Here is an 18,504-nt window from a genome sequence, read left to right on the forward strand (position 1 = left end):
ACCGGTTCAGCAGATGGCAAACACCCGCGCCGGGAACCCGCTGCCGTCCAAAGGCTTGGCCCAGGTTGCGACGACGGCGGCTCCGGCCTCGGGCAGCCCGTCCAGGTTGGCCAGCAGTTCGATCTGCCAGCGGTCCTGCTCCAGCACATAGGTTTCCAGGCTGAAGTCCTGGCGGGAGGTGGCGAGGCCCGGGTCCGTGTCGGTCTGCTCGTGGCCGACAGCAGCAACCGACCGCTCGTTGACCAGGAAGGTCAGCACTTCCAGTGACCAGCCCGGTGTGTGGCTCAGCCCGTCAGCGTCCCGGTTGGCCATGGCCTCGGCGTCCGGCCAGCGGTGGCTCCAGCCGGTGCGGAGGGCCACGAAGCTGCCCGCCGGGATGGTGCCGTTGCGGCTCTCCCAGCCACGTACGTCCTGCAGGGTGGGGGTGGCATCCGGGTTGCCGGCCACCTGGTGGGAGATGTCCAGGACCACCAACGGCAGGATCATCTCCTGGACCGGGATCCGGTCCAGGGTCCGGCCGCCCCGAATGAAGTGCGACGGCGGGTCCACATGCGTGCCCCACTGGCCCACAATCGAATAGCGGTGGGCGGTGAAGCCGTCCCCCTTTTCAAGGTCGAAGAGGGCTTCCCGCTCCTCGTCCGGGAAGGCGGCGAAATGCGGCTGGCCGGGGTGGAAGGCGTGGGTCAGGTCAATGAACCGGCGGCCCGCGAGCACCTGCTGCAGTCCTTCCCACAGGGAGGTGGTGAGGGTTTCCGTCATGATGCTGCCGCTCCTTGGGTGACCGGTGCCAGTGCCGTGCTGGTTACGCTGAGGGGTCCTTCGAGTTCGATCACTGGAACTTCCCACGGGTGGATGTCCACGATCTGCCGCATGAACCGGTCAACGACGGCGTCTTCCAGCGAGGCATCGAAGTAGGTGGTGAAAACGAAGGTGGGGGACAGGGTCTGTTCGCCGACGCGCCCCAGTGTGGGGTTGGCTCCCTCTGCTGTGGTAAACCCTTCGAAGCCAAGCCCGGATTCGAACACGTGCTTGTAGGTGCCAAAGTCGCCCAGTTCCTGGAACTGCGCCAAGGCCCGGAGCAGGGCTGCGATGCCCGGATCGTCCCGGAAGGCATCCGCTTTCCCCTGGGCCAGCTGCGCAAACGTGGCGCCGCTGATGGGCCAGTGGACGCGCAGCTTGCGCACCGCGTGTAGTTGAACGTCCAAGAACCTGTCCTCTTTCCTTCCTCCGGGCTGGCGGCTGCCTGCCATCGTGGCAGAAAGAAACATTCATTACAAGCATAAGGAAATGCGTATGATGACTGTCATGCCTGTAAACGCGTTGTCCTCCCTCCTCGAATCGGGGGAGTACCTTCCGTCCGACGGCGCCCTGGCAACAGAGCTTGAGGCCCGGGGCTGCAATCTGGACGACCCGTTGTGGTCTGCCAAGGTCCTGCTCGAACAGCCCCACCTGATCAGGGACGTCCACCGGGACTACTTTGCGGCGGGAGCGAGGATCGCCACCACAGCCAGTTATCAGGCCACGCCCCAGGGGTTTGCCCCGCGGGGGATCAGTGAGCAGGAGGCGCTGGAGCTGGTGGCATTGTCGGTCAGGCTTGCCGACGAGGCCCGCCGCGAACACCTTGCCGCCCACCCGGAAGCTAAGCCGTTGCTGGTTGCCGGCTCTGTGGGACCCTACGGCGCCTACCTTGCGGACGGTTCCGAGTACCGCGGGGACTACTCCCTGTCTCCCGCAGAATTCCGCGACTTCCACTATCCCCGGGTCGCAGCCCTCGTGAGCGCCGGCGCCGATGTTCTCGCCTTCGAAACACTCCCGTCCTTCGCCGAGGCGGAGGCGCTGCTGGTACTCAGCAAGGAGTTCGACGTCGACTCCTGGTTCTCCTTCTCGCTCCGGGACGGCGGACACATCAGTGACGGCACTCCGCTGACGCTGGTGGCCGCACTGCTGGACGGCGAGGCGTCCGTTGCAGCTGTCGGCGTGAACTGCGTGCCACTGGAGCTGGTCACCCCGGCGCTCGCCGCTTTGGGGGCGGCCACCAGCAAGCCGCTGGTGGCCTACCCGAACTCGGGTGAGACCTACGATCCCGGTACCAAGACCTGGAGCCCTGCCGCACCGTCCGAAGGCGCAGGGCTCGGGCATCCGGCCAGCCTTGCCGAGGGCAGGGCAACCTGGCAGGACCTCGGTGCCCGCATCATCGGCGGGTGCTGCCGGACAACCCCGGGTGACATCGCCGCCGTCGGACGCCTGCTGTTCCCCCAGGTACTGAACGGCACTGACGGCCTCCTGTTTGCCGCCACGGGCGAGGGGTACGGAATGTCCTGTCACCGTTCCAGAATCAACAGGAGGAGCCATGGCCCAATCACGCGGCCAAGTGTTACTTGCGGCGGCTGCACGAGGTGCTGTTTGCGGCCTTGCCGGCGTCGCTGTGATGACGGCGGGGGAGAAGCTTGAACAAACCCTGACCAAGCGTCCCAACTCCTACGTTCCCGCCCGGACACTGCTGACCCTGCTGGGGCAGCGGGCCGACGACGCGCAACAGCCCCTTGTTTGGAACCACATCATGCATTGGGGGACCGGCGCTGCTTTGGGGTCGCTGCGGGGGATCTGGGCTGTCACCGGCATCCGGGGTCCGCTGGCCCATGTCAAGCACACTGTTGTCCGGCTCGCGTTCGACCAGACGCTGGAAAACTCCACAGGCGCCGGCGCCCCGCCCACCAGTTGGCCTGCCAGGGAACAGCTGGTGGACGTGACGCATAAGGCCCTCTACTCGGTGGCCACCGGACTATTGGCCGACACCTGGATCCGGCCGGTCCTGGAATCCCGGCGGGGGACCGTCAGCCACTAGCCGGCGATGGCCTGCCCCGGCTTCAGCCCTCCAGCCGGCTGTAGGTGCTGAGGACGTTGCCCTTGCTGGTGCGCTTTTCGTCCTGCAGCACCAGGCGGGTTGTCGGATCGCCGTCCTCGAAGAGCCTGCGGCCACTCCCGGCGATCACCGGGTGGGTCACCAGCGTGAGCGAGTCCAGTAGCCCGGCGAACAGCAGTTGCCGGGTCACGGAGATGCTGCCGCAGACGGCGATCTCGCCGCCGTCGCGCTCCTTCAGCTTTGCCACGAACTCTTCCAGCGGGGCATCCATCAGGTGGGAGTTCTGCCAGGCGAGCGGTTCGGTGAGGGTTCGTGAGGCCACGTGCTTCTCCACCGGGTTGATGAAGGCCGCAAAGTCCTCGTCCACCGACGCGTTCGGCCAGTAGCCGGCCCACTCCTGGTAGCTCACCCGGCCCAGCACCACGGTGTCCACGTTGTCCATCATCCTGGTGAGGCCTTCACCAAGCTCGTCATCGAAGCTGTCGAACTGGAATTTGTAGGGATCTGACACCACGCCATCCACGGAATGGAACAAGCCGGCAGTTACTTTGCGCATATGGAAAGCCTCCTAGAATCGGGCGGACAAACTCACCGTAACGGCGCTGCCCGCAGCGGGGAAGATCCAGACCAGCACGCCCGACCGCGGGGCCGCCAGTTATGTTCATCACTCAAAACGGTGTCTTGCCGTGTTTCGCCGCAAGCCAGCCCCATACTTGTGTTGATGCGGCCACTTTCCGCAGCCCCCGGCCAGGCAGGAGGAAGTGCATGGAAACCCTGAAAAAAGTCGTGACCAACCAGTATTTTCCCGCCGCTGCCGTATTGACGGCAGTGATTCTTTTCTGGGCCGTGGGACTGCTGGGCGGGCTGTCCCTGCTGCATAACAACCAGCCGCCGCTGACCACGCTGACCTGGATGCTGTTCGTCTACGGCGCCGCGGTGCTCACGCCCCTCGCGGGCATGCTGGCCGCCGCGGACCTGCTCCGCCGCTGGCGCCGCAACCGTGCGGCCGAGGCTGCTGAAGCTGCTGAAGCTGCCGACGGCGGTGCCGACGCCAGTGCGGCAGTTCCGGACCGTGCCGCTGAGGCAGCGCTTTCCGCCGAAGCGGCAGATCTGCGCCAGGAGCCGAACCCGTACCCGGAAGGCCCGGTCCAGAGGGAGGCGGCCGTGAAGAAGCCCGGCATCAGGAAGCCCGCCGTGAAGAAGACCGGCAGCAAGAAAGCAGCCTGACCGCGCGGGAAAGGCGGCTACCCGGCCAGTTCCACCCTGTCCCGGCCGGCCGTCTTCGCCGCGTAGAGCGCTGCGTCCGCAGCACCGAGCAGTGTCTCGGCGTCCCGGCCCTCAGCGGGGGAAAACGTCGAGATCCCGGCGCTGAGCCGCAACTGGCCTGACGGGTCGCCGCAGTGGGGGATGGCAAGATCCCGCACGGCGTCCAGCGCACGCTCCATGCAGGCCTTCGCGCGCAGCAGGCTCTGGTGCGGGAAGACCAGCAGGAACTCCTCGCCGCCGAACCGGTACACGCCGTCGGACTTCCGGGCCTGCCCCGCGAGGGCCGCGGCCACAGCGCGCAACGCAAGGTCGCCGGCCTGGTGCCCGTAAACGTCGTTGTAGGCCTTGAAATTGTCCACGTCGCACATGGCCAGGCTGTACTGCTCCCCGTAGCGGACGCTGCGGGCATGCAACTGTTCCAGGTCCTCAGCCAGCTTCAGCCGGTTGTGCAGCCCGGTCAGCGGATCAGTGCGCGCCTGCTGCGACAGCACCTTCCGGTAGTGGGCCAGGTCCGCATGCAGGGTGGTTATCCGCAGTGCCACCAGCAGCCTGGCCCGCAGCACGAATGGATCCAGCGGCTTGGTGACGTAGTCGTCAGCCCCGGCCTCGATCCCGGCCAGCACGTCATCACGGGAGTCCTGCGAAGTCAGCATCACAATGTACGTGTACAGGTCCGCGCCCCGGGACCGGATGGCGCGGCAGAGGGCCAGCCCGTCCATGCCGGGCATCATCCAGTCCGTAACCACCACATCCGGCTGGTGCTCAAGGTACAGTCCCCACGCCTCGTCACCGTCCGCGGCGGCCAGGCAATCGTGCCCGGCGCGCTCGACGGCGGCCTGGGCCACCAGCAGCGAACCCGGATCGTCATCGGCAACGAGGACTTTCATCCGTCCACCCCCAGCGCCGCATCGAGTTCAATATCCACCCGCCGCAGCTCTGCCTTGAGGCGGCGCAGCAGGTCCGTTCCGCCGTCGTGGTTTCCTGCCCGGCCCAGCCCTTCCAGGTCGGCGCAGATGGCGGCCGCCCTGCCGGCGCCGATGTTGGCCGCCGACCCCTTCAAGGCATGCGCAGCCTGCACCAGTGCCTCCCCGCCGCCGTCATCCAGCGCGGCCTGCAGTGCTGCCATCCGGGCGGGCACGTCCTTCCGGAACGCTTCCACCGTGGCCGGCAGCAGCCCGCGGCCGTCGTCGGGACCCAGGCCGCGGAGCATGGCGAGCCGGTCCTGGTCCACAGCCGGGGGCTCTGTGGCAGCGCGGGTGGCGCCGGTGGCTGCCAATACCTGGGCGGCCGGTTCAGGAACCCACCGGGCCAGTGCAGCCTGCAGTGCTGCCGCATCCACCGGCTTGGCCAGGTAATCATCCATGCCCGCGGCGAGGCACCGTTCCCTGTCCCCGTCCAGGGCGCCGGCAGTCATGGCGATGATCGGCAGGCGGAAACTTCCGTCGCGCGCGCGGATCACGCGGGTGGCCTCGAATCCGTCCATGACCGGCATATGGCAGTCCATCAGGACGGCGGAATAACGGGTGCTTGCTGTGGCGTCCACGGCCTCGGCCCCGTTGGAGGCAACGTCCACCGCGTAGCCAAACTTGCTGACCGTCGCCTCGGCCACCAGCTGGTTGACCTCGTTGTCCTCCACGATCAGGACCCGCCCGCGGTCGGGGCCGGTGCCCGTGATTGCCTCCTGGAGGCCGGAGGCCCCTGCCGGCTGCACGGTTTCGCTGCTGGACATGAGGCGGACAAGCCGGTTGTAGAACTCGGAGCTGCGCACGGGCTTCATCAGCCATTCGCGGACTCCCGCCCCGGTGATCTCGGCGGTGTTCACCTGCATGGTGGAGGTAAGCATGATCAGTTCAATGCCGGCCAGGCGGGGATCGGACTTCATGCGCCGGGCCAGCTCCAGGCCGTCGATGTCCGGCATGCAGAAGTCCAGCACCGCCAGCTGGAACGGCTCGCCGGCGGCACTTGCTTCCCGGGCGCGGTCCAGTGCTGCAGCGGCGTCCGGAACGGCCTCCGGTTGCAGCCGCCAGCCGCGCAGCTGCGACTCCAGCACCAGGCGGTTGGTGGCGTTGTCGTCCACCACCAGGACGCGCAGGCCGTTGAGGAAGCCCGCAGCGGGAACGGGATCGGTGGACGGCGGCGCCACGGGCAGGGGCAGCCGGAACCAAAAGGTGCTGCCCTTCCCGGGGACACTTTTCAGTCCGATATCGCCGTCCATCGCCTCGGTGAGCCGGCTGCTGATGGCCAGGCCAAGGCCGGTTCCGCCGTAACGGCGCGTGGTGGAGGCATCCGCCTGCGAGAACGATTCGAACAGTTTCCGGTGGTGCGCGGGATCGATGCCGATGCCGGTGTCCCGGACTTCGAAGTGGACCACGGAAATGGTTCCGGGGGCGGCGCCGGGGTTCTGTGTTGTCACCCGGATGGACACCTCCCCGGATGCCGTGAATTTCACCGCGTTGGAGGCGAGGTTCAGCAGGACCTGCCGGATCCGCCCCGAATCGCCCAGCAGGCGCGCCGGCACATCCGGCTCGCAGTATCCGATCAGCTCCAGGTTCTTGGCGAGGGCCGGCTCGGCCAGGAGCCCGGCCACCTCTTCCACGAGGAGCCGGGGATCGAACGGACGGACATCCAGGTCCACCTTGCCGGCTTCCAGCTTGGAGAAATCCAGGATGTCGTTGATCAGGGCAAGCAGCGACTCGCCGGCGCCGCGGACCCCCTGGGCGTACTGCTTCTGGGTTTCGTCCAGCGGTGTTTCGAGGAGGAGTGCGGTCAGGCCCACCACGCCGTTCATGGGGGTCCGGATTTCGTGGCTCATGGTGGCCAGGAACTCCGACTTGAGCCGGCTGGATTCCATGGCCGCCTCCCGTGCCGTCTCCAGTTCCCGGGTCCTGGCCGCCACTTCCTCCTCGAGTCCGCCGGTGAGCGTGATGTTCTCAAACACAATCAGCACCTGCCGTATCAGGGCGGATACCAGCACGGCGGCTCCCACCACCAGCGGGAACGGATCGTGTGTGGCCAAATCAGGCCCGGCCAACAGGATCACGGCCGCCAGCAACGGCCCGTATGGCAGCAGTTCAAGCGCCAGCGTGGCACCCTTCCCCACCGGGCCTGGCTTGTCCTCATCCGGCACCAGGGTGGCAAAAGCGATCAGGAAGAAGGCGGCGACCCAGCCCAGGGTGAGCAGCGAACCGGTGGCACCGGTGAAGCCGTCAAACGTCATTCGCACATAAATGCTGTCCGTGACCGCAAGGACCAGCATGCCGCCCCCGAAGCACAGGAAAGGAAGCCGCTCACCGGGCTGCCGGCGCATGGCCAGGACCAGCACCAGGGATGTGATCACCAGGTCCACCACGGGGTAGGCCATGCCGGTGAGCCGGGCCAGGGCGTCCCCTTCCGTATTGAACGCAGCTCCGAGCACCGTGTACCAGCTGACCACCAGCAACGAACCGGCGATGACCGCGGCGTCCATCAGGGCCCGGTAAAACGCTACGGGGTTTCCCGCCCGCCTTGCGAAGGCGAAAATCGCGATGACGGCGGGCACCGCGTAACCGATAAACCCGGCGTCGGCCAGCGACGGGAACGGGTAGACGTGATTGAAGGCCAGGCCGTAGTACGCGTACACGGCCATTCCGGCCGCCCAGACGAACACGGCTACGGCCATGAAGGTCCAGGCCCGGGCGTTCACTCCGCCCTGCCGGGCTGCACGGGCGCAGCTGGCCCCTGCCAGCAGCGATGCCGCGAGAATCAGGAAATCGCCCGTCACCAGCGCATGCGGCGTGCCGTTGTTCGCGGCGAAATACAGCCCAAGCGCCGCAAGCCCTGCGGCCGCCAACAAGCCAAGCAGGCCCAGCCGCGTCCTGCCGCCCGTGGCGGGACTTTGTTCCAAGAGACCAGCCTGAGACACGGACAAACCCTTCCCCTACCGGCGCCCTGAGCCCCCAGCCGGGCCCACCCGAGACCTGGGTGGAGACGCCTCCCTATGGTATCCCTCACACCTCAAGGGCGGCGGGCTGCCTGTGCCTGAAACTTACCTCCCATTGAGGGCCTGGAGGGCTTCCTCGGCCCGCCGCAGGGCGTGGTCCAGACGTTCACCTGGCTCGGGGAGCGAGAACAGGTACCCCTGCAGGGAGTCGCATTCCAGTGCTGTCAGGTAGTCCGCCTGCGCCGCCGTTTCCACGCCCTCCGCCGTCACCGTCAGGCCGAGGCTGTGGGCCATGTTGATCATGGAGCTAAGGATGGGCAGGCGTTCCTCGCCGGTGCGGACCATGGACACGAAGGTCTTGTCGATCTTCACCGTATCCACGGGAAGGTCCTGCAGCCTGCCGAGGGAGGAGTAGCCGGTTCCGAAATCGTCCAGGGCCACCCGGGCGCCGGCGTCGCGCAGCGAGCTGAGTTGTCTGATCAGGCTGCAGTCGGCGTCGAAGAACACGCTCTCGGTCACCTCCAGCACCAGCTGGTAGGCCGCCACGCCGCTGGCCTCCGCAAGGTGGAGCACCCCTTGGGCAAACTCAGGGTCCTGGAGCTGGGCCCCGGAGACGTTGACTGCGAGGGACCGCGAGGGATCCTCGCTGAGCCACCGTGCCAGCTGCACCATCCCCAGCGCCATCACCTCCGCACCAATTTCGTTGATGAGTCCGGTGCGCTCAGCCAGCGGGATGAAGATCGACGGCGGGACCCGCTCGCCGCCGCGGTCCCACCGGGCCAGCACCTCGAACTTCACCACTTGCCCCATGCGGTGCGACACGATGGGCTGGAAGTCAACGGTGATCTGGCCGCGAGGAACGGCCAGCTGCAGGGCGCTTTCCATGTCCGTGCGCTGCACGAGTGCAGTCATCATGTCCGGGTGGAACCGCAGGAACCGGTTCTTGCCGGCGGCCTTCGCCGCGTACATAGCGATGTCCGCCTGGCGCAGGAGTTCGGACGGGCCCACGCTGTCCTGGGCCAGCGATGCGAGCCCCAGGCTGAGGCGGGGGCGCAGCACCGTGCCGTTGATGGTCAGCGGTACATGCAGGCAGCGGACGATGCAGGCAGCGATGTCATCGGCGTCGGGGCAGGCGGTGAGCAGCACCACGAATTCGTCGCCGCCCAGGCGTGCCACGACGTCGGCGGTGGGGACGCAGCCGCGGAGCCGGCGCGATACCTCGATCAGCATGTCGTCGCCGGCCTGGTGGCCCAGGATGTCGTTGACTTCCTTGAAGTCGTCGAGGTCCAGGAGGAGGACGTCCACGGCCTTCAGCCGCGGCTCCTGCAGCGCCTCGGCTAGGGCGTCGTTGAAGACTGCCCTGTTGGCCAGCCCGGTCAGGGGGTCCTGGAAGGCCATGGCACGGAGTTTTTCTGTTTGCGCCGCTAGGTCCAGCATGGCCTGCTGGGCCTGTTCCTGGGCCTTCCGCCGCGGCGTCACATCGCGGAAGCTCCATACCCTGCCCACAACGTTCTCGCCCACCCGCTGCGGCCGGGAGTACCGCTCGAAGGTCCGGCCGTCCTTGAAGTCCAGGACGTCGTGGCTTTCGGCTGCCGGGTCCTCTTCCAGCTTTGTCAGCCGGGCCATGAAGGCAGCGGGGTCCGCCAGCTGCGAAACGATCAGCCGCATAATGGGTTCTTCGCTGTCGCCCTTTAGGAGCTCCGCCGGGATGTTCCACATGGTGAGGAACTGGTCGTTAAAGCCGGCCACGTGTCCCTCGGAACTAATCACCAGGATCCCGTCGGCGGTGGACTGCAAGGTGGCCGTGAGCAGGGACATGGCCTCCCGCAGGTCCGCGTCCGCGGCCTGGCGGTGTGACGTACCCCGGACGGACAGCAGCAGGCACGTACCGGCGGGCATCCCGCCGTCGTGCCCCGCCTGCGTGGGCTGGATTGCCTGGCCCACTGCCTCATCGCGCCCGCCGGAAGGAACCAGGGAACACGCCACCTCCGCGGGGAATTCCGTACCGTCGCGATGCTTCCCCCGGATCTCCACGGGCGGTGGGTAGCGGCCGGGCTCGAGGGCAAGCCGGCGGAGCAGCCGGTCCACGTCGTCACCGAACCCGCCGGCCAGCAGCGTCCGGTAGTTGCGGCCGGCCAGTTCCTCAGGTGGAAACCCGAAGAGCCGGGCCGCCGCGGCATTGGCCATGGTGATGGTGCCGTCCGCAGAAAGGGCCAAAAGGGCGTCCGGATTCGCGTCCAGGATTGCACTGAATGCCCGGACCGCCACATTTTCCGCGTGGCTTGAATCAGCCATGAGACCACCCCCCTCGCACATCATAAATGCGGACCTGGGACTTTCACCCGGAAAGGGGAAATCGGTTCCCATTAAGTTATCCGGAAGTTTGCTCCCGGAAGGCCGGGACGCAAAAACGCCGTCCCCCAAACGGAGGACGGCGTTTTGCGTTGGGAATTATGGTGCGGCTACACCCTGCGGTGGCTGCGGTTGGTGACTGCCCCGTAGACCAGCAGCACAATGACGGAACCGAGGATGGCCAGGAGCCAGGTGCGGATGTCAAAGAATTCCGCCAGCCCGCCACCGAAGATCAGCGAACCGATCCAGCCGCCGAGGATGGCCCCGACAACCCCGAGGACCATGGTGATCACCCAGCCGCCGCCTTGGCGGCCCGGCAGGATTGCCTTTGCAATAGCTCCGGCGATCAGGCCCAAAATGAGAAATCCGAGAATGCCCATGTTGTCACTCCTTAGTCAGTAAGTTGTGCCGGGCCCCCATATTCCGGTGTGCTAATTCAATCAGTGTGCTTACTTGCCTGCAAGGCTTCAAACATCACAGGATGGCTATCACTTTGCCCGTCGGGCCGCAGGGTTTTGGGGGCCCTGAACGGCAATAATCTGCCGCGGTTCCCGCCTTGGATAGGATGAAACGGTCCCCGTAACAGACCAAGGAGTCCGGCATGTCCAGCCAGCGAACCGTCCGGCCGCGTGCCATCTTCCTCGACATCGACGGTACCTATGCCGACCACGGGCTGGCCCCGGAAGCCCACGTTGAGGCCGTCCAGGCCGCGCGCCGGAACGGCCACCTGGTATTCGTCTGCACCGGACGCCCGCTGTCCATGGTCCCCGGCCACATCTTGGCGGCGGGATTCGACGGCGTGATCACCGGCGCCGGTGCCCGGGTGGAAATGGACGGTGAGATCCTCAAGGACTCGCGCTTCGAGCCGGGCGTGGCTGCCCGCATCGTTGAGACCCTGGACGCCAACAACGCCGCCTACATCCTGGAAGCACCCGAGGCGCTGCACGGACGCACCGGCGTGGACCAGCGCCTGCGGGAGGTTCTGGGACCCATCTTTGCCGGACGTCCGCAGCACGACGGCGTCCTGAGCACCGACGTGGATCCCCTTGAAGACATCCTCGGACCCATGCAGTACGGCGACGACCTCACGTCCGTATCCTTCGCCAAAATCTCCTGCTTCGACTCGCCGGTGCCGCTGACCGACCTCATGCACGACTTTGGTCCCGGGGTGGGGCTGATCCCGAGCTCCCTCTCCGCGCTGGGCGACCGCGCTGGGGAGATCTACATGGCCGGAACCCACAAGGCGTTGGGGATCCAGGTGCTGGAGCAGCGCCTGGGGCTGAAGCGGGAAGACATCGTGGCGATCGGGGATAGCGCCAACGATATCGAGATGCTGGAGTACGCTGGCACGGGCATCGCCGTGGAAGGCGGCCACCCGGGCGTGCTGGCAGTCGCAGACCGGGTTACCCCAGGCCCCGCCGGCAACGGCGTGGCGCTCGCATTCGCCGAACTGGGGCTGCTTACTTAAAAGGTCTTACCGCGCCCGGGAGGCCGGTACGCGTTCAGCGGCAGGTGCGGCAGGTACCGCGGGTGCGGCACTGCCGGTTGACGTCCCGGCCGCCGTACCCAGGCCGCGCACCACCCAGCCGCCTGCCTGCCAGGCAGCGGCGTCCAGCACGTTGCGTGCGTCCAGCACCACCCGCCGTCGGACAAGCCCGCCGGCAATGGTGGGGGAAAGCTGCCGGTATTCGTCCCACTCTGTCAGGAGCAGGACCAGTTCCGCGCCCTCGAGCGCACGTCCGGTGGAGGTTTCGAACCGCAGCCGGGGGTACCGCCGCCAGGCATTGTTCACCGCTTTGGGATCCGTCACCGTTACGTGTGCCCCTGCGGCTGCGAGCCTGTCCGCCACGTCAAGGGCGGGGGAGTCCCGGATGTCATCCGTGTCCGGTTTGAAGGACGCCCCAAGCACGGTCACCGAACGGCCGGCCAGGGTTCCGCCGCACAGCTCCGCTGCCAGGTCCACCGTCCGGGACCGCTGCCCAAGGTTCACCGAGTCGACCAGGCGCATCCAGTCCTCCACGGCAGTGACGCCGTGCCCGGCGGCCTGGGACCGGAAGCTACGGATATCCTTAGGCAGGCAGCCGCCGCCGAAGCCCAGCCCGGCATGCAGGTACCGGTTCCCGATCCTCGGGTCCAGGCCCATCGCCTCGCTGAGTTCGCCCACGTCCGCCCCGGAGGCGTCGCAGAGTTCGGCCACGGCGTTGATGAAGCTGACCTTGGTGGCCAGGTACGCGTTAGCCGCCGACTTGATGAGTTCCGCCGTCGCGAAATTGCAGACCAGCCGCGGAATCCCGGCCCGGAGCAGCGGCTCATACACCGCATCCAGCGCGGCCGTCACGCCCAGCGGCGCGCCGGTGGACGGGTTGAACGCGGCGGTCCGGCCGCCGTCCACGCCGTAGACCAGCCGGTCAGGCACCAGCGAGTCCTTGACCGCGGTGCCCTGGCGGAGGAATTCGGGGTTCCAGCCCAGCAGCACGTCCGGCCGCCGGGCCAGGACGCCGCGGAGCATCTGAACGGTGCCCACGGGCACGGTGGATTTACCGACGACGACGGCGCCCGCCGCCAGGTGCGGCAGCAGCGTTCTGGCGGCGGAGACCAGGAAGGTGAGGTCGGCGGCGTCGGACGTTTTGTCCTGGGGAGTCCCGACGCAGAGGAAGTGGACCTGCGAATCCTTGGCATCCGAGGCATCCGTGGAGAAGCGCAGCCTGCCGTTGCTGTGCCCGTCCCGGAGCAGTTCGTCCAGTCCGGGCTCGTGGAAGGGGGCGGCCCCGCGGCCCAGCTGTTCAACTTTGGCGGGATCGACGTCGATGCCCACCACCGTGTGGCCCATCGACGCCAGGGTGGCAGCGTGGACGGCACCAAGGTAGCCGCAGCCGATGACCGAGATTTTCATTATGCTGCCCCTGTCTTTGAAGCGGATGTCCAGGACCCGGATGTCCGTCCTGCCGGTGCGTCCGCCAGGACGTCCCTGTAGTGGCGGACCAGTTCGGCACAGAGTGCAGGCCAGGTCCTGTCCTGCACTGACGCATGGGCTGCAGCGGCGAACGCCCCGCGCTTCGCGTCATCACCCATCAGGTCCAGGACGCGGGCGCGCAGGGCGGACAGGTCACCCGGTTCGTAGAGCCAGCCCGTCCGGGAGTTCTCCACCAGGTCCAGGGGGCCGCCGCGGCCCGTGGCCACCACCGGCACACCCGATGCCATGGCCTCCTGGATGGTCTGGCAGAACGTCTCGAACTCGCCGGGATGGACGAACAGGTCGAAGGATGCCATGGCGCGTGCCAAGTCCTCGCCGCCCAGGAATCCGGTGAACGCGGCAGCCGGCAGGGCTTCCTCCAGTGCGGCCCGCTGGGGACCGTCGCCCACGATCACCAGTTTCGTGTTGGGTATCCCGGCGACGGCTGCGAGGTCCTCTACCTGCTTCTCTACGGCGAGCCTGCCAACGTAGCCGATGATCCGCTCGCCGCCGGGGGCCACCGAAGCCCGCCACCCGTCGTCGCGCTTTTCCGGCGAGAACCGGGCGGTATCCACGCCGCGGCGCCACATCTGCACCCGGGGGATGCCGCGGCCGCGCAACTGGTTCAGCGCGAACGTGGACGGCACCAGGGTGCGGGAGGCCAGAAAATGGATGTTTTCCACGCGGTTCCAGGCCCAGTTCTCCAGGAAGGGCACCCCGTAGCGGGCCGCATAGCTGGGAACCTCTGTCTGGTAGATGGCCACGGTGGGGATCCCCAACTGACGTGCTGCCTGCGCCGCCCGCCAGCCGAGGACGAACGGTGAGGCAAGGTGGACAACGTCCGGTGCGTAGTCGGCAAGGATTCTCTTGACCCGGTACACACCGCCCATCGCCACCCGGACATTCGTGTATCCCGCCAGCGGCACGGCGGGCAGCCGATGGACCTCGGCACCCTTGACCTGATCGGGCGCGTCTCCGTCCTGGGTGGACGGCGCAATGACCAGGACGTCATCGCCCCGGTCCTGCAGGTGGTCCAGCACCCTCAGGATGGAGTGCGTTACCCCGTTCATCAGCGGCAGGAATGATTCAGCAACAATTGCGATCCTCACCCCACCACCGTGGGCTCTGGCCCTGACGTGGCGGGGGAGAACGCGTTACCCGGAGGGAAAGCTTGGGTGAACGGCAGGCGGTCCGGTTTAAAAAAATTACTAAGTAGGCTTTGCATATGATGCTAAGCATGCTTACGGTAGAGGGGCAGCCAGCACAAAAGCCTCAAGCAGCCGGGGCCCGGCCGGAGAGCGGGCAACCCCTGCACCGGACCATCCGCAGCTGGTGAAAACCCAGTGCAACGACACATCCAAGGAGACGTCATGCTCAATCGGGAAAACATTGAAGACCTGCTCAACCGGAACGGCAACGTCATCGGCTCCGATGGCGAGAAGATTGGTTCGATTGGCCAGCTGTACGCGGACGACGACACGGGTGAACCGACGTGGGTCACTGTGAAGACGGGGCTCTTCGGCACCTCCCAGTCCTTCGTCCCCGTCGAAGGCGCGCACACCCAGGGCGATGACCTAGTGGTTCCGTACACCAAGGAACACGTCAAGGACGCACCCCGCGTGGACGTGGACGGCCACCTCACCCCCGAGGAAGAGGATCGCCTCTACACCTACTACGACCGCGGAGCCCGCACCTACTCCGAGTCCCGGAATGATGTGGACCTCCAGGGCGATGCCGACCTTAACACCGGCACCCCCACAGCCGGCATCGGCCGGGACCGCGACTTCACTGACCGCGACACCGATCGTGGAACGGTGGGCCACGACACCTCGGGCCCCAACACCGACGATGCCATGACCCGTTCCGAGGAACGGCTGCACGTCGGCACCGAGCGCGAAGCCACCGGCCGCGTCCGGCTGCGGAAGTACGTCACCACGGAAAACGTCACCAAGACCGTACCCGTGCAGCGTGAGGAGGTCCGCCTGGAGCGCGAACCCATCACCGAGGCCAACCGCGGCGCTGCAATGTCCGGACCGGACATCAGCGAGGAAGAACACGAGGTGACCCTCCATGAGGAGCGCCCCGTGGTGGAGAAGGAAGCTGTCCCGGTGGAGCGCGTCCGCCTGGACAAGGACGTCGTCCAGGATGACGTCACGGTCAATGAGGAAGTCCGCAAGGAACAAATTGATGCTGACGGCGTGGACCGCGACCGCCGCGTGTAGTTGGACGTCAGCAAAAGGTCTTGACGCGCCGCTGACAGCGCTCGCGAAGGGACTTGCGGCAATCCGCCGTATATAACAGACGACGCCGGGAGCCTACTTGGGGGCTCCCGGCGTCGCTGTGCTTGCAGAAATATGAAAACGCTGGTGCAGCCTCCGCCGAAACGGTGACTGCACCAGCCAGTAGGACGAATATCTTCAGAACTTAGTGTTCATCTCTCATTCGCGGCTCCTGTTTCCCGGCTTACGGTTTCCGGGCCCTCGCTGGCCTGCTCGCGATGCTGCTGTTCGATCACACGACAGGGGCCAGGCGTACTCTCGATGCACCTTTGCGGTGCCGGCGCTTGCAGTAAATCCCATTTTACGGCGGACCCCTGTAAAAAGCGCCGGGAAAAGCCATGTAAGTCTCGGTTGATGCGGGCCGGAAGCCTGTCGCTTCCGGGCCTGGCGGACCCGCCGTGACACCATGGACACGATGAAACTGCGCGCCGACCAGACCGGAGACCGTGGCCTCCCCATGCCCCTGTGGCTGCAGGGTGCCCTTGAGACAGCCCAGGCAGCGGTCATTTCCGCGCTCGTGGTGATCGCACCGATCATTGCCGTCTGGGCGACTGCAGGCTTCCGGGACGGGCAGTTCGAAACTCTGGCACGGCTCGCCGGGCAGTCCTGGCTGCTGGTCCATGGCGTGCCGCTCGCACTCACGGCCGCGGGATCGGACACCGCGGCCCGCGGTGACGCCGGCCTCCTGACGCTCGTTCCCCTGGGGCTGACCCTGATCCCGTTCCTGCTGGCGTGGCGCGCGGGCCGGCGCCTGGCGCGGGCGTCCTACACGGACCAGCTCTGGCAGGCGCTCCTCGGATCGTGGCTTGTCTACTCCGCCTTTGGTGCCGCTACCGGATTTGTCTGCCGCACGGCCGACGTCGGTATTAACCTGGGGCACGCGATGCTGTTCCCCCTGATTCCCTACGCCCTGGGAATGGTGATCGGGGCCCGCCGTGAGGCAGGGTCCTGGAGCCGGCTGATCGGCGTCGACGCCGTGGACTGGATTTCACGCACCAGCCAGCATTCCCGCTGGGCCGGCTCGTACCTCGCTTCCGCTGCCAAAGCCGGCTTTGTGGGCGTGGTGTCCGCCCTGGCACTTGCTTCTGCGTTGCTGGCCGTGGATTTGTTCATCCACTGGAACCTCGTGGTCGCCGTCTATGAAGCGCTCGACGCCGGCGCCATCGGAGGCGCGGCACTCACCGTCGCGCAACTCGGCTACCTGCCCAACCTGGTGGTCTTCGCCCTCGCGTGGACGTCCGGTTCGGGCTTTGCGATGGGGGTGGGCTCCCAGGTTGGTCCGCTCGGCACCGCCGTCGGACCGCTGCCCTCCATCCCCGTCCTGGCGGCGATTCCGAGCGGGCCGCTCGATTATGCCTTCGTTGCCCTGATCGCCCCGGTTCTTGCCGGTGTCCTGGCCGGGTGGTGGTTCCTGCGGGAAGGCGAAAACCACTTTGACGAGTGGCTTTCCATCAAGGTCCGCGCGCGCTGGTTTACGGCCACCGTCTCCACCCTGGTGCTCGGCGCACTGACCGGGCTCGCGGCCGGGCTGCTGACCATGGCGCTGGCGTGGATGGCGCGGGGCTCGGCCGGGATCGGACGGCTGACGGAGATCGGGCCCGACCCTTTGTGGACGGGAGTGTGGGTGGCAGCCGAGGTAGGGGCCGGCGTCGTCATCGGCTACGCAGCCGGACCCTGGCTGGAACGCGAGCGGGCCGCAAAAGAAGCGGATGCAGAACTGATCCACTAGTGTGGATGCCTTTTGTGGGTCCTAGGGGAGCTGCGCGGGCAGCGACTTCTCAAGCTGTACGCGGCACGCAGTCTGGGCCTGGTCCGTCAGCGCCCGGCCCACGCACGCCTGGTAGTCACGGATTTCCCCAAAGAAAACTGCTGTAACAACGATCAGCAGCACCAGGATGGCCGCAACCACCATCCCTGAGATGGTGCCGATAAGGACTAGTTTGGACTCCCGAAACCTCGCTGCCCGGATCAACAGCACCACCCCCAGGGCCAGGCTGGCGGCCGTGAGGATGGCTGTCAGCCAGAGGTAGTTGACGTCCAGCTGGTAGACGAAGAACGCGCCCAGGACTGAGACGACGAACATCCGGAACAGCGTGTGGGTCCTGGCGAGCGAGGCTTTTGCCGCCTCGCTGAGCGGAGCTCTGGTCCGCTGCTGCTGCGCCGGTTCGGGGTTGCTGTTCATGTTTTCCAGCCTACGCGAGGCTGCCCATAAGCTAGACCAATGCGCATCGTAGTCCTCGTTTCCGGCACCGGGTCCAATCTTCAGGCAGTAATTGACGCGGTGAAGGCCGGCGAACTGGACGTGGAAATCGCCGCTGTGGGTGCCGACCGCCCGGGGACTTACGGCGTGGAGCGCTCCGCCGCCGCCGGCATCCCAACGTTCGTGGTGGACTTCAAGGCATACCCGGACCGGGCGGAGTGGAACAGCGCGCTGACACAGGCTGTGGCTGCCTTCGAGCCGGACGTTGTGGTGTCTTCGGGGTTCATGCGGATCGTGAGCCCGGAGTTCATCGACGCGTTCAACGGGAAATACCTGAACACCCACCCGGCGCTGCTGCCCGCCTTTCCGGGCGCCCATGGCGTGCGGGACGCGATGGCATACGGCGTGAAAGTTACCGGCTGCACGGTGCACTGGGCCGACGCCGGCGTGGACACGGGCCCGATCATCGCCCAGGAAGCCGTGGCCATCGAGGACGCCGACACCGAGGAAACCCTCCATGAACGGATCAAGGTGGTGGAGCGCCGGCTGCTGGTCTCCACCCTGGCAGACCTCGCCGCCGCCCCCGCCCAGCCCAACTGACTCGCAGTTAACGTCGCGAAAAACCGGTTTCGCGACGTTAACTGCCAGTCACATCCACGGCGCGCGTACTCC

General features: G+C 66.7%; 16 protein-coding genes and 1 pseudogene. 7 read left to right on the forward strand and 10 right to left on the reverse strand.

Annotated features, from left to right (window positions below):
- Positions 1 to 6: 6 nt before the first annotated feature.
- The gene (locus AC5RUO_RS09895; RefSeq protein ID WP_494103426.1) at positions 7 to 759 is read right to left on the reverse strand and encodes a cyclase family protein; all 753 of its coding nucleotides are present in this window, start codon (positions 757 to 759) and stop codon (positions 7 to 9) included.
- Positions 756 to 1,250 carry a hypothetical protein gene (locus tag AC5RUO_RS09900; RefSeq protein WP_494103579.1) on the reverse strand — a complete coding sequence of 165 codons (495 nt, stop codon included), beginning with the start codon at positions 1,248 to 1,250 and terminating at the stop codon, positions 756 to 758. Before AC5RUO_RS09900 ends, AC5RUO_RS09895 begins: the two co-directional genes overlap by 4 nt.
- 55 nt (positions 1,251 to 1,305) lie before the next feature.
- Between AC5RUO_RS09900 and mmuM the strand changes: the two are divergent.
- Both mmuM and AC5RUO_RS09910 read left to right on the forward strand, forming a co-directional pair.
- A pseudogene (gene mmuM, locus AC5RUO_RS09905) lies at positions 1,306 to 2,247 on the forward strand (homocysteine S-methyltransferase); the annotation flags it as partial.
- A gap of 181 nt (positions 2,248 to 2,428) precedes the next feature.
- Complete coding sequence (locus AC5RUO_RS09910) at positions 2,429 to 2,845, forward strand: hypothetical protein (protein ID WP_494103427.1); 417 nt, start codon at positions 2,429 to 2,431, stop codon at positions 2,843 to 2,845.
- Between the two features lie 22 nt (positions 2,846 to 2,867).
- Here the strand turns inward: AC5RUO_RS09910 and AC5RUO_RS09915 are convergent, their stop codons facing one another.
- Complete coding sequence (locus tag AC5RUO_RS09915; RefSeq protein ID WP_494103428.1) at positions 2,868 to 3,419, reverse strand: dihydrofolate reductase family protein; 552 nt, start codon at positions 3,417 to 3,419, stop codon at positions 2,868 to 2,870.
- A gap of 209 nt (positions 3,420 to 3,628) precedes the next feature.
- Between AC5RUO_RS09915 and AC5RUO_RS09920 the strand changes: the two genes are divergently transcribed.
- Positions 3,629 to 4,090, forward strand: coding sequence for a hypothetical protein (locus AC5RUO_RS09920; RefSeq protein WP_494012180.1), 462 nt, complete (start codon positions 3,629 to 3,631; stop codon positions 4,088 to 4,090).
- A 17-nt stretch (positions 4,091 to 4,107) separates the two neighbouring features.
- On the opposite strand, the gene AC5RUO_RS09925 is transcribed toward AC5RUO_RS09920, so the two are convergent.
- From AC5RUO_RS09925 to AC5RUO_RS09940, 4 genes are all read right to left on the reverse strand, one after another.
- On the reverse strand, positions 4,108 to 5,016 hold the full coding sequence (locus tag AC5RUO_RS09925; RefSeq protein WP_494012179.1) for a GGDEF domain-containing response regulator: 909 nt from the start codon (positions 5,014 to 5,016) through the stop codon (positions 4,108 to 4,110).
- The gene (locus AC5RUO_RS09930; RefSeq protein WP_494103429.1) at positions 5,013 to 8,012 is read right to left on the reverse strand and encodes a response regulator; all 3,000 of its coding nucleotides are present in this window, start codon (positions 8,010 to 8,012) and stop codon (positions 5,013 to 5,015) included. The genes AC5RUO_RS09925 and AC5RUO_RS09930 overlap by 4 nt, the downstream gene beginning before the upstream one ends.
- A 141-nt stretch (positions 8,013 to 8,153) precedes the next feature.
- Complete coding sequence (locus AC5RUO_RS09935) at positions 8,154 to 10,343, reverse strand: sensor domain-containing protein (protein WP_494103430.1); 2,190 nt, start codon at positions 10,341 to 10,343, stop codon at positions 8,154 to 8,156.
- Between the two features lie 167 nt (positions 10,344 to 10,510).
- Entirely contained in the window at positions 10,511 to 10,780 is a 270-nt protein-coding gene (locus AC5RUO_RS09940) for a GlsB/YeaQ/YmgE family stress response membrane protein (RefSeq protein ID WP_494012176.1), read from the reverse strand.
- 221 nt (positions 10,781 to 11,001) lie between these two features.
- Between AC5RUO_RS09940 and AC5RUO_RS09945 the strand changes: the two genes are divergently transcribed.
- Positions 11,002 to 11,868, forward strand: a complete 867-nt coding sequence (locus AC5RUO_RS09945; RefSeq protein ID WP_494103431.1) for an HAD hydrolase family protein — start codon at positions 11,002 to 11,004, stop codon at positions 11,866 to 11,868.
- A 6-nt stretch (positions 11,869 to 11,874) separates the two neighbouring features.
- Here AC5RUO_RS09945 and AC5RUO_RS09950 read toward each other — a convergent pair whose 3' ends face one another.
- Together AC5RUO_RS09950 and AC5RUO_RS09955 are read right to left on the reverse strand one after the other, a co-directional pair.
- A complete protein-coding gene (locus AC5RUO_RS09950) occupies positions 11,875 to 13,293 on the reverse strand; it encodes a UDP-glucose dehydrogenase family protein (RefSeq protein ID WP_494012174.1) in 1,419 nt (472 codons plus the stop codon).
- Positions 13,293 to 14,462, reverse strand: a complete 1,170-nt coding sequence (locus tag AC5RUO_RS09955; RefSeq protein WP_494012173.1) for a glycosyltransferase family 4 protein — start codon at positions 14,460 to 14,462, stop codon at positions 13,293 to 13,295. The genes AC5RUO_RS09950 and AC5RUO_RS09955 overlap by 1 nt, the downstream gene beginning before the upstream one ends.
- Before the next feature lie 261 nt (positions 14,463 to 14,723).
- Between AC5RUO_RS09955 and AC5RUO_RS09960 the strand changes: the two genes are divergently transcribed.
- Positions 14,724 to 15,575: a DUF2382 domain-containing protein gene (locus tag AC5RUO_RS09960; RefSeq protein ID WP_494103432.1), complete on the forward strand. Its 852-nt coding sequence runs from the start codon at positions 14,724 to 14,726 to the stop codon at positions 15,573 to 15,575.
- 472 nt (positions 15,576 to 16,047) lie between these two features.
- Positions 16,048 to 17,361: a cell division protein PerM gene (locus tag AC5RUO_RS09965; RefSeq protein ID WP_494012215.1), complete on the forward strand. Its 1,314-nt coding sequence runs from the start codon at positions 16,048 to 16,050 to the stop codon at positions 17,359 to 17,361.
- 21 nt (positions 17,362 to 17,382) lie between these two features.
- Here AC5RUO_RS09965 and AC5RUO_RS09970 read toward each other — a convergent pair whose 3' ends face one another.
- Positions 17,383 to 17,814 carry a hypothetical protein gene (locus AC5RUO_RS09970; protein WP_494012171.1) on the reverse strand — a complete coding sequence of 144 codons (432 nt, stop codon included), beginning with the start codon at positions 17,812 to 17,814 and terminating at the stop codon, positions 17,383 to 17,385.
- 39 nt (positions 17,815 to 17,853) lie between these two features.
- Between AC5RUO_RS09970 and purN the strand changes: the two genes are divergently transcribed.
- Positions 17,854 to 18,432: a phosphoribosylglycinamide formyltransferase gene (gene purN / locus AC5RUO_RS09975; RefSeq protein WP_494103433.1), complete on the forward strand. Its 579-nt coding sequence runs from the start codon at positions 17,854 to 17,856 to the stop codon at positions 18,430 to 18,432.
- Positions 18,433 to 18,504: the final 72 nt, after the last annotated feature.

Source organism: Arthrobacter sp. Y3221087 (assembly GCF_059089905.1).

Coding starts and splice junctions, on each gene's coding strand:
- AC5RUO_RS09895 (WP_494103426.1), bottom strand. CDS start 759: ATGACGGAAACCCTCACCACCTCCCTGTGGGAAGGACTGCAGCAGGTG.
- AC5RUO_RS09900 (WP_494103579.1), bottom strand. CDS start 1,250: ATGGCAGGCAGCCGCCAGCCCGGAGGAAGGAAAGAGGACAGGTTCTTG.
- AC5RUO_RS09910 (WP_494103427.1), top strand. CDS start 2,429: ATGACGGCGGGGGAGAAGCTTGAACAAACCCTGACCAAGCGTCCCAAC.
- AC5RUO_RS09915 (WP_494103428.1), bottom strand. CDS start 3,419: ATGCGCAAAGTAACTGCCGGCTTGTTCCATTCCGTGGATGGCGTGGTG.
- AC5RUO_RS09920 (WP_494012180.1), top strand. CDS start 3,629: ATGGAAACCCTGAAAAAAGTCGTGACCAACCAGTATTTTCCCGCCGCT.
- AC5RUO_RS09925 (WP_494012179.1), bottom strand. CDS start 5,016: ATGAAAGTCCTCGTTGCCGATGACGATCCGGGTTCGCTGCTGGTGGCC.
- AC5RUO_RS09935 (WP_494103430.1), bottom strand. CDS start 10,343: ATGGCTGATTCAAGCCACGCGGAAAATGTGGCGGTCCGGGCATTCAGT.
- AC5RUO_RS09940 (WP_494012176.1), bottom strand. CDS start 10,780: ATGGGCATTCTCGGATTTCTCATTTTGGGCCTGATCGCCGGAGCTATT.
- AC5RUO_RS09945 (WP_494103431.1), top strand. CDS start 11,002: ATGTCCAGCCAGCGAACCGTCCGGCCGCGTGCCATCTTCCTCGACATC.
- AC5RUO_RS09950 (WP_494012174.1), bottom strand. CDS start 13,293: ATGAAAATCTCGGTCATCGGCTGCGGCTACCTTGGTGCCGTCCACGCT.
- AC5RUO_RS09960 (WP_494103432.1), top strand. CDS start 14,724: ATGCTCAATCGGGAAAACATTGAAGACCTGCTCAACCGGAACGGCAAC.
- AC5RUO_RS09965 (WP_494012215.1), top strand. CDS start 16,048: ATGAAACTGCGCGCCGACCAGACCGGAGACCGTGGCCTCCCCATGCCC.
- AC5RUO_RS09970 (WP_494012171.1), bottom strand. CDS start 17,814: ATGAACAGCAACCCCGAACCGGCGCAGCAGCAGCGGACCAGAGCTCCG.
- purN (WP_494103433.1), top strand. CDS start 17,854: ATGCGCATCGTAGTCCTCGTTTCCGGCACCGGGTCCAATCTTCAGGCA.